General features: G+C 58.2%; 9 protein-coding genes. All 9 read left to right on the top strand.

Annotated features, from left to right (window positions below):
- Positions 1-254 precede the first annotated feature (254 nt).
- The 9 genes from sucC (at position 255) to ppa (ending at position 8720) form a co-directional block, all read left to right on the top strand.
- On the top strand, positions 255-1415 hold the full coding sequence (sucC, locus tag Q1J88_RS08170; protein ID WP_301117128.1) for an ADP-forming succinate--CoA ligase subunit beta: 1161 nt from the start codon (positions 255-257) through the stop codon (positions 1413-1415).
- A gap of 21 nt (positions 1416-1436) precedes the next feature.
- Positions 1437-2318 (top strand): succinate--CoA ligase subunit alpha, encoded by an 882-nt coding sequence (gene sucD / locus Q1J88_RS08165; RefSeq protein ID WP_301117127.1) that lies wholly within the window; start codon positions 1437-1439, stop codon positions 2316-2318.
- A gap of 146 nt (positions 2319-2464) precedes the next feature.
- Positions 2465-3184, top strand: coding sequence for a TerC family protein (locus Q1J88_RS08160; RefSeq protein ID WP_301117126.1), 720 nt, complete (start codon positions 2465-2467; stop codon positions 3182-3184).
- Positions 3171-3299, top strand: a complete 129-nt coding sequence (locus tag Q1J88_RS08155) for a hypothetical protein (protein ID WP_301117125.1) — start codon at positions 3171-3173, stop codon at positions 3297-3299. Before Q1J88_RS08160 ends, Q1J88_RS08155 begins: the two co-directional genes overlap by 14 nt.
- Complete coding sequence (gene hemC, locus Q1J88_RS08150) at positions 3292-4278, top strand: hydroxymethylbilane synthase (protein ID WP_301117124.1); 987 nt, start codon at positions 3292-3294, stop codon at positions 4276-4278. Before Q1J88_RS08155 ends, hemC begins: the two co-directional genes overlap by 8 nt.
- A gap of 5 nt (positions 4279-4283) precedes the next feature.
- Positions 4284-5114 (top strand): uroporphyrinogen-III synthase, encoded by an 831-nt coding sequence (locus Q1J88_RS08145; protein ID WP_301117123.1) that lies wholly within the window; start codon positions 4284-4286, stop codon positions 5112-5114.
- A 27-nt stretch (positions 5115-5141) separates the two neighbouring features.
- Positions 5142-6605, top strand: coding sequence for a uroporphyrinogen-III C-methyltransferase (locus Q1J88_RS08140; protein ID WP_301117122.1), 1464 nt, complete (start codon positions 5142-5144; stop codon positions 6603-6605).
- A 3-nt stretch (positions 6606-6608) separates the two neighbouring features.
- The gene (locus Q1J88_RS08135) at positions 6609-8144 is read left to right on the top strand and encodes a heme biosynthesis HemY N-terminal domain-containing protein (RefSeq protein ID WP_301117121.1); all 1536 of its coding nucleotides are present in this window, start codon (positions 6609-6611) and stop codon (positions 8142-8144) included.
- 39 nt (positions 8145-8183) lie between these two features.
- Positions 8184-8720 carry an inorganic diphosphatase gene (gene ppa / locus Q1J88_RS08130; protein ID WP_301117120.1) on the top strand — a complete coding sequence of 179 codons (537 nt, stop codon included), beginning with the start codon at positions 8184-8186 and terminating at the stop codon, positions 8718-8720.
- The last annotated feature ends 152 nt before the right edge of the window (positions 8721-8872 follow it).

The raw sequence follows: 8872 nt of genomic DNA, 5'->3' as shown, positions 1-8872 counted from the left end.
GCCGTGCAGTGCATGGCGGGTCGCAGGCGCGAAGAGCGGATTCTTAGCGGCACCTTGCCTGACAAGAAACCTTTCGAGCTGGATGGGTGTCACGCTTTGCGTGTGGATGGTCCGGTGGCTGCAAAGCATTATGCCAAGTGGCATGTGCCTCCGGGCCAAGACAGGGGGCGCAGCTGATGCGCAGGCGCGCCATCGGTAGCCGACAGGTTTGATTGCAGGCTTTCTTCTCATTATTACGTTCTGACAGGTAACCAATGAAAATTCACGAGTATCAAGGCAAGGAACTGCTGAAGAAATTTGGCGTGACAGTGCCTCGCGGAATTCCCGCGTTTTCCGTAGATGAAGCTGTAGCAGCGGCCGAAAAACTGGGTGGACCGGTTTGGGTCGTCAAGGCCCAGATCCACGCGGGCGGCCGCGGCAAGGGCGGTGGCGTCAAGCTGGCTCGTTCACTGGACGAAGTTCGCAAGCTCGCTTCCGAGATCCTGGGGATGCAGCTCGTGACGCACCAGACTGGTCCTGAAGGACAGAAGGTTCGCCGCCTGTACATCGAAGAAGGCGCCGACATCCAGAAGGAATACTACGTTTCCGTAGTTACCGATCGCGCGACGCAAAAAGTTGCCTTCATTGCCTCCAGCGAAGGCGGCATGGACATCGAGGAAGTGGCTGAGTCCACACCCGAGAAGATCATTACCGAGTACATCGATCCGTTGACCGGCATGAGCAAAGAGCAGGCGATAAAAATCGCCAAGGCGATTGAAATGCCCGAGAACTCAATCGAGCAGGCCGCCGACGTGTTCCAGAAGCTTTATCAGTGCTATATGGAAACCGACGCATCGCTGGTCGAGATCAACCCCTTGAACCGCGACAGCAATGGCAACATCATTGCTCTGGACGCCAAATTCAACTTCGATTCCAACGCACTGTTCCGTCACCCCGAAATCGTTGAATATCGCGACCTGGACGAAGAAGATCCCGCCGAGGTCGAAGCCAGCAAGTTTGACCTGGCGTATATTCAGCTCGACGGCAACATCGGCTGCCTGGTAAACGGCGCCGGCCTGGCCATGGCTACCATGGACACCATCAAGCTGTTCGGTGGCGAGCCTGCCAACTTCCTCGACGTCGGTGGTGGTGCAACGGCCGAAAAGGTTACAGAAGCGTTCAAGATCATGCTCAAGAACGAAGGCGTCAAGGCCATTCTGGTCAACATCTTCGGTGGCATCATGCGCTGCGACATCATCGCCGAGGGCGTCATTGCTGCGTGCAAGGCCGTCAACCTCAGCGTTCCACTGGTGGTGCGCATGAAGGGTACCAACGAAGAGCTGGGCAAGAAGCTGCTGGCCGATTCCGGCCTGCCCATCATCAGCGCCGACACCATGGCCGAAGCTGCGCAGAAAGTCGTAGCTGCCGCCAAATAAGAATTTGCCGAGGATTTGTAAATGTCGATCTTGATCAACAAAGACACCAAAGTCATCACCCAGGGAATCACCGGCAAAACCGGCCAGTTCCACACTCATTACTGCCGTGAATACGCCAATGGCAAAGAAGCCTTTGTCGCAGGCGTGCATCCCAAGAAGGCAGGCCAGGATTTCGAGGGCGTGCCCATCTTCGGCAGCGTCAAGGAAGCCAAGGCCGAAACCGGCGCTACGGTTTCTGTCATTTATGTGCCGCCGGCGGGTGCAGCAGCTGCTATCTGGGAAGCCGTCGACGCTGACCTGGACCTGGTCATCTGCATTACCGAGGGAATTCCCGTTCGCGACATGCTCGAAGTGCGCAACCGCATGCGTGCCGAGAACAAGAAGACGCTTTTGCTTGGCCCTAACTGCCCAGGCCTTATTACTCCCGACGAGCTCAAGATCGGCATCATGCCCGGTCACATCTCGCGCAAGGGTCGCATCGGTGTCGTCAGCCGTTCGGGCACCCTCACGTACGAAGCTGTTGCCCAATTGACCGAGCTGGGCCTGGGTCAGTCGACCGCCGTTGGTATCGGTGGCGATCCCATCAACGGCCTCAAGCACGTCGACATCCTGAAGATGTTCAACGAAGACCCCGATACCGACGCCGTCGTCATGATCGGCGAAATCGGTGGTCCGGACGAGGTCAACGCTGCCCAGTGGGCGAAGGACAACATGAAGAAGCCTGTTGTCGGATTTATCGCTGGTGTTACGGCGCCTCCTGGAAAGCGTATGGGTCACGCAGGTGCCTTGATCGCCGGCGGCGCGGACACAGCCGATGCCAAGCTCGAAGTCATGGAAGCTTGCGGTATCCGTACCACTCGCGATCCATCCGAAATGGGCAAGCTGCTCAAATCGGTACTGTAAGCCCATTCATGCAGTAGAGCATCACAAAAGGCCCGCTTCGGCGGGCCTTTTGCACCTTGAGCACAGGCGTGGCGGCACAGTGTCGGCCTTCTCGTTTGCGCTACGATGATGCGGTCGCAGCTCATAACACACGGTCAGGAGACCTGATGACAGAATTCTTTAGCACCCTGCACTGGGGCGCCTTGTTCCAGATAGTGATGATCGACATTTTGCTGGGTGGCGACAACGCAGTTGTCATTGCGCTGGCCTGCCGAAAGCTTGATCCCCGACAAAGGATGCGAGGCATTCTTTGGGGTACAGCGGGCGCCATCATCATGCGCGTGGTGTTGATTTTCTTTGCCCTGCAGTTACTGAGCATTCCTTTTCTCAAGGTCGTGGGCGGTCTTCTGTTGTTATGGATTGGCATCAAGCTGTTGATGCCGGAAGAAGGGCATCATGAAAACATTACCGCAGGTTCGTCCGTCTGGACTGCTGTAAAGACGATACTGGTTGCCGACTTTGTCATGAGCCTGGACAACGTCATCGCCATCGCGGGGGCAGCCATGAACGCTCAGGCAGATCATCAAATGGGATATGTGATATTTGGCCTGCTGCTGAGTGTGCCCATCATTATCTGGGGCAGCACCCTGGTCCTGAAACTTATTGACCGCTTTCCGATTGTCGTTTTGTTTGGTGCCGGCCTATTGGGCTGGATTGCCGGTGGCATGATCCTTACCGACGTGTTTGTCATCGATCAAGTCGGTGCGCCGACTGTCACGGCTAAAATAGCGGCAGAAGTGGTCGGAGCCGCCCTGGTCATCCTGATCGGTAAATGGCTGGCCGCACGAAAGATTGCCAAAAAGGTAGATACACATGGGTCTGTTTAAGCCGTCGTCCGGCGACAAGAAAGACGTAGACGGGGGCATGTCCCTGCTAAAAGGGCTGTTTATCCTGGCCATCATCGGAATAATCGCTTACCTGGTCGTGAATTACTATGCCTGATCGCAAGCCAAGTCCGGCCCGTCTGGTTATTGCCACGCGGGCCAGCCGTCTGGCCTTGTGGCAGGCCGAGCATGTAAAAAGCCGCCTGCTCGAGCTCTACCCGCAGTGCGATGTCAGCCTGCTCGAAATGACTACACGCGGCGATCAGATACTTGACCGCACCCTGTCCAAGGTCGGCGGCAAGGGGTTGTTTGTCAAAGAGCTTGAAACGGCTCTGCTCGATGGTCGGGCCGATCTGGCAGTGCATTCCCTCAAAGATGTGCCGGTCGACCTGAAGTTGCCGTTTGCGTTAACCGCTGTCATGAAGCGAGAAGATCCGCGCGACGCATTGGTGTCCAATCAGGTAGATAATTTGTCTGAGCTTCCACCCGGCGCCGTGGTCGGAACCTCCAGCCTGCGTCGCGAGGCACAAATCCGTGCCCTTTATCCCCATCTCGAGGTACGCCCTTTGCGCGGCAACCTCGATACGCGCCTGGGAAAGCTTGATCGGGGCGAATACGCGGCGATTATTCTGGCGGCGGCCGGTTTGCAGCGACTGGGACTTTCGTCGCGCATTCGCTCGTACCTCGCACCCGAACAAAGTCTGCCCTCGGCCGGGCAAGGTGCATTGGGCATCGAAGTCATGGCCGACCGTACTGACTTGCGCGAGTGGCTGGCACCACTGGAATGCCGCGAGTCTACTTGGTGTGCGCTGGCCGAGCGAACGGTATCGGCCGAATTGGGCGGGTCGTGCCAGGTGCCTTTGGCTGCGTACGCTCAGCAGCACGAAAACGTTTTGCATCTGCGTGGCCTGGTGGCCCAGCCTGATGGTTCCGTGCTTATACGTGCCGAAGCATCCGGTGCGCCGGATCAGGCCGAGGCCTTGGGCCGGCAGGTGGCTGCTCAGCTGCTAGAGCAAGGCGCACGTGACATTCTCGCTACTTTGTTGCCCGACCATCCTGTCGCCGGATCGCCGGGCGCAACACCTTCTGCGAACTGACGGTCATGGCGGGCCAATCGGCAAATGCTCTGGTCCTGTTAACCCGTCCTCAGAGCCGTAATGAATCTCTTCTGCGGCGACTGACCAAGGAAGGCGTAGAGGCGCTTGCGGTGCCGGTGCTGGATATTGCGCCGCGGCTCGTCGACGCCGCCTCTGTTCCATCTCCGGCTGATTTCGACCTGGTGGTGTTTGTATCGGGGAACGCCCTCAACTGCTACCTGCAGCAGTGGCGCCGGCGGGGCAATCAACGCAGCCGTGCATGGCCTCCTGAAACCCGTGTGGCAGCGGTAGGCGCAGCCACTGCCCGAGCGGTACTCGACGCCGGGCTGGTTTCCGCCGATCGACTCATCGTGCCGCTCGACGATGAGTCTCAGGATTCAGAGTCGCTTTGGCGACATTTGCAGACTCATACTGATGAGATGAGCAGGGTACTGATTGTGCGAGGCCAGGACGGTCGTGAGTGGTTGGGCAGTCGACTCGAAGAGGCCGGTCTGCAGGTTGTCCGTCACGCTTCCTACGAGCGACGTACCTCTATATGGCCCGCAGCGGCTGCCAAGCAAATACACGACGCCGTGAGTTCCGGACGGCCAATAATCTGCTTGCTGACCAGCGCCCACGGCGTACAGGCGTATAGTGATAACGTCCAGCGACATGGCCTTTGGCCCCAGTGCACGGCTTTCCATTACGTGGTAATACATCCCCGGGTTGCAGGGCGTTTACAATCGTCGCTCGATGCCCTTTCTTCTTCTGGTAAGGTAGGCGAGCTGGCGGTTACCATATGCGCGCCGGCCGACGACCAGATCGCAAGTACGGTTATGTCGCTTGCTTTACGCTGAAAGGGTGCTAAGGATTACAATTTCGCCATGACAGACACCAAACCCGACACTACGTCCAGCGGCGCCACGGGGCCCGACAAGACCAATCAGAAAAAGGCGACGCAGGCCGTCGGCGGCGACACAAAGTCGCCTCGCCGTGTATGGCCGTTCATCGCGATTGTGGTGCTATTGCTTGTTGCAGCAGTGCTGGCCGGCGCAGTTTGGTACCAGCATCGCACCATGCATGACCAGGCTGGTGCGTTGCTGTCCCAGGCGCAGCAAAGCGCGCGCGACGCGCAGGCTGCATCAGCCCAGGCGGCGCAGGCCCTGAGCCTGACTCGTCGACAAGAGCAAACCATTGAACAAATGCGCGCTGAGCTCGACGACGCGCAACAACATCTGCAAAGCCTGGAGCAGGCCCTTCAGATGCTCACCGACAGCGGTACGGACATCGCACTTGTCAACGATATCGACCATCTGGTTTCCATTGCGCATCAGCAGTTGTTGCTGGGGGGTAACGTCAGCAATGCCATCATCGCTCTGGAAACCGCCCAAGCACAACTGGCTCGCGCGAACCGTCCAAATCTGGCTTCGCTGCAGCAGGCAATAAATGGCGATCTCGAACGACTGCGGGCCGTCTCTACCGTTGATATCAATCGCCTGTCCAGCCGAATCGACGAGCTGGGTCGTTTGATCGAATCGGCACCCATGCTGATTCCCGATGACGCCTCGCCAGCCGTGGCGGTCGCTCCCAAATCTGAAAACAGCACTCAGCCACCCGCCCGCGAACCGGTAGACCCGGCTTCCCCGTGGTGGAAGCAAAGCCTGTCTTCGGTCGCCAATTGGTCGCGTCAGACATGGTTCGACATCAGGCAGGATCTCGCAAGCTTCATCAGCATTCGGCGTGTTGATGATGCCGCGGCATTGCTCATGTCGCCCGAGCAGGCAGGCAGCCTGCGCGATAAGCTGCGCCTGAGACTCATGACAGCCCAAGTCGCCTTGCTGATGAAGCAACCGGATGTATGGGCCACAGAAACACGTGCCATCGTTCAGCTGCTGCAGTCCCGGTACGATATCAACTCTGTAGAAGGACATCGTGCCTTGCGTCTGGCCCTGCAGCTGGCTGACACCTCGATCCGGGTCGATTTGCCCGCCGTTTCCAATAGCCAGAGCGCTATCCAGACCCTGCGCGAGGAACATGCGCGGTCTTCACATTCAGGCACTAATGGCGATGGTGCAGCGGCCGATGCCGATCAAGCGGCAGAACAATCCGGCAGCACACCTTCCGAACCCGCTTCCGGTGCGCCGGAAAACCAGGAAAGCGATGCAGGCGTCGGCACCAAAAATGGCGGCGAGCCCGAAGCACCCAGCGAAAGCGAGTCCGAAACCGACACCCCAAGTTCCAGCAGTACGCCAAGCGTTGCCGAGCCCGATGATGCCGAGACACCTGCGACAAGCGGTGAGTCGACCAGCGCTGCTGTTCGCAGCCGCTTCATTCCGTTGGGGGTGTAAGCAATGAGAACATGGTTGTGGATGGCCATATTGCTGATATTGGCGGTTGCCCTGGCTTTGGTGTTGCGTGAACACAGTGGCAACGTATTGATCATTGCCCAGCCATGGCGAATCGAGCTGTCGCTGACCTTTGCCGTGTTATTGCTGATTGCCGGTTTCGTGGTGCTTCATGTTGCATTGCGTGTGATCGGGTGGTTGGCTTCCGGGCCGGAGCGCTTCCGCTCCTGGCGTGGACTGCGTGGCCGAAAAAAGGAACACGAGCTTCTGGAATCGGGATGGATCAGCGTACTGGAAGGTCGTTATCCAGAAGCCGAGCAAAAGCTGTCCAAGCTGCTGGGTCGCAGCAAATCGCCGAATACCCGCGTGCTGGCAGGTCTGGCATTGGCAAGGGCCTCGCACCACCTGGGCGAGTACGCTCGACGAGACGAAGCGCTGCGTGTGGCAAGCCAGGCGGCAGGCGATGATCGCCGGCTCAAAGAGGCGCACGCTACGGCCACCGCCGAGATGCTGCTGGATCAGAATCGGCCCAACGAGGCCCTGGCCCTGCTGGAACCCGTGCACGAAAGCAATCCCCGTCACTCTCACGCCGCGCGTTTGCTGTTGCGTGCTTATAGTCAGTTGAATAAGCATGAACGTGTATTCGAGCTTGCGCGAGCGCTGTCGCGCCGCGGAGTCATCGATCCGTCTGAAGCACTTCCTCTGATCGAGACCTCGGCCGCTGTACGCCTGCGGTCTGTTCCTCCCGAAGAATTCAAGTCAATGTGGGGCGGCCTCAAGTCTGACGAAAAAACCTTACCCGAAGTGGCGTTGGCGGCGGCCGCGTTTCATGAGCAGCAGGGCGATTTCGAGGCGGCCGGCAAAGTGCTTGAAGCTGCCCTGAACACCCGGCTCGATCCGCGGCTGCTTAACGCGTATTCGCAGTGTCCTCCCGAGCAGGTGGCGCGCCGTCTTGCCAAAGGCGAGGTGTGGCTCCGGCAAGAGCCTCAGAACTCAGACCTGTTGGCGGCGCTGGGCAACCTGTGCCTGACGGGGCAGTTGTGGGGGCCGGGCGAACGCTATTTGCTGCGCAGCATGAAGGTGCGCAGCGATGTACGGATTCATGCCCTGTTGGGTAATTTGTATGACCGCCTTGGACGCGAGGCCGATGCGATGAAGCACTGGCGTCTTGCTTCTGGCGTGGCCGGTGTGCTGCCGGTACTTCATGTCAGCACGGTGTTGCCCGCCGCTGATACCCGCGCAGACCCGACGCTTATCGATGTAGATGATATTCCCATTGCTGCCACAGTCGATCCAGAGCCTTATTCGCCAGTGGCAGCTAGCGCGGCAGACTATTTCGACGACAGCAATCAAACTGCGCCGGTAGATGCCCCGCCTTCTGCACCCGACGCCGCGTCGATGTCGTCTGCAGATTCTGACCTGGACGAATACTTCGATAGTGCGCCCATACCCGGCGTAGACCTGAGTCAGACGTCCGACCGACCGCATGGTCAGGGCGAAGAGCCTGTCAAGACAGACGACTCCTTCAAGCGCCACGATTGATATTTCCTTCTTTTATTTTCTAACCGAGGTAGTGCAAGCATGAGCTTAGACCGCGTCCCCGCCGGCGCCAAGTTGCCCGACGAATTCAACGTCATTATCGAAATTCCCATGAACTCCGACCCCGTCAAGTACGAGGTGGATAAAGAGTCGGGAGCGGTATTTGTAGATCGCTTCATGCTGGCTGCCATGCATTACCCCGCCAACTACGGCTATATCCCCGAGACCATTTCGGATGACGGTGACCCGGCCGACGTCTTGGTGATTACGCCGTTTCCGATTCAGGTTGGCGCCGTAGTTCGTTGTCGCGCCATTGGTGTATTGCATATGGATGACGAAGCGGGTGGCGACGCTAAATTGCTGGCCTTGCCGGTTGACAAGCTGTACCCCCCGTACCGCAATATTAAATCGCCCCAAGATCTGCCCGAAGAATCCCTGGCCCGCATCCAGCACTTCTTCGAGCACTACAAAGATCTTGAGAAAGGCAAGTGGGTCAAGGTCAAAGGTTGGGACGGCCCTGAAGCCGCACGCAAGGAGATTCTTGAGAGCGCCAAGCGCTACGCTGATTCAAGCAAATAAATTGCATTGCCTTTGATTGCTATTGTGTAAAGCCCGGCTGACCAGGCTTTACACGACGACCGTACACGCACCCCGGATCTGCATCGACGGATTCGGGGTGTTTGCGTTACAGCGGGCACACGTGATGTAAGCGGTAAATAAAGATTCGCGCG

The organism is Pusillimonas sp. (assembly GCF_029263785.1).
GTDB lineage: Bacteria > Pseudomonadota > Gammaproteobacteria > Burkholderiales > Burkholderiaceae_B > Pusillimonas.
This window is presented reverse-complemented; position numbering and strand designations above follow the sequence as displayed.

What these genes read in the sequence shown, in the direction of transcription:
- Q1J88_RS08140 (WP_301117122.1), top strand. Translation starts at nt 5,142, where the DNA reads ATGACAGACACCAAACCCGACACTACGTCCAGCGGCGCCACGGGGCCC.
- Q1J88_RS08145 (WP_301117123.1), top strand. Translation starts at nt 4,284, where the DNA reads ATGGCGGGCCAATCGGCAAATGCTCTGGTCCTGTTAACCCGTCCTCAG.
- Q1J88_RS08135 (WP_301117121.1), top strand. Translation starts at nt 6,609, where the DNA reads ATGAGAACATGGTTGTGGATGGCCATATTGCTGATATTGGCGGTTGCC.
- ppa (WP_301117120.1), top strand. Translation starts at nt 8,184, where the DNA reads ATGAGCTTAGACCGCGTCCCCGCCGGCGCCAAGTTGCCCGACGAATTC.
- Q1J88_RS08155 (WP_301117125.1), top strand. Translation starts at nt 3,171, where the DNA reads ATGGGTCTGTTTAAGCCGTCGTCCGGCGACAAGAAAGACGTAGACGGG.
- sucD (WP_301117127.1), top strand. Translation starts at nt 1,437, where the DNA reads ATGTCGATCTTGATCAACAAAGACACCAAAGTCATCACCCAGGGAATC.
- sucC (WP_301117128.1), top strand. Translation starts at nt 255, where the DNA reads ATGAAAATTCACGAGTATCAAGGCAAGGAACTGCTGAAGAAATTTGGC.
- hemC (WP_301117124.1), top strand. Translation starts at nt 3,292, where the DNA reads ATGCCTGATCGCAAGCCAAGTCCGGCCCGTCTGGTTATTGCCACGCGG.
- Q1J88_RS08160 (WP_301117126.1), top strand. Translation starts at nt 2,465, where the DNA reads ATGACAGAATTCTTTAGCACCCTGCACTGGGGCGCCTTGTTCCAGATA.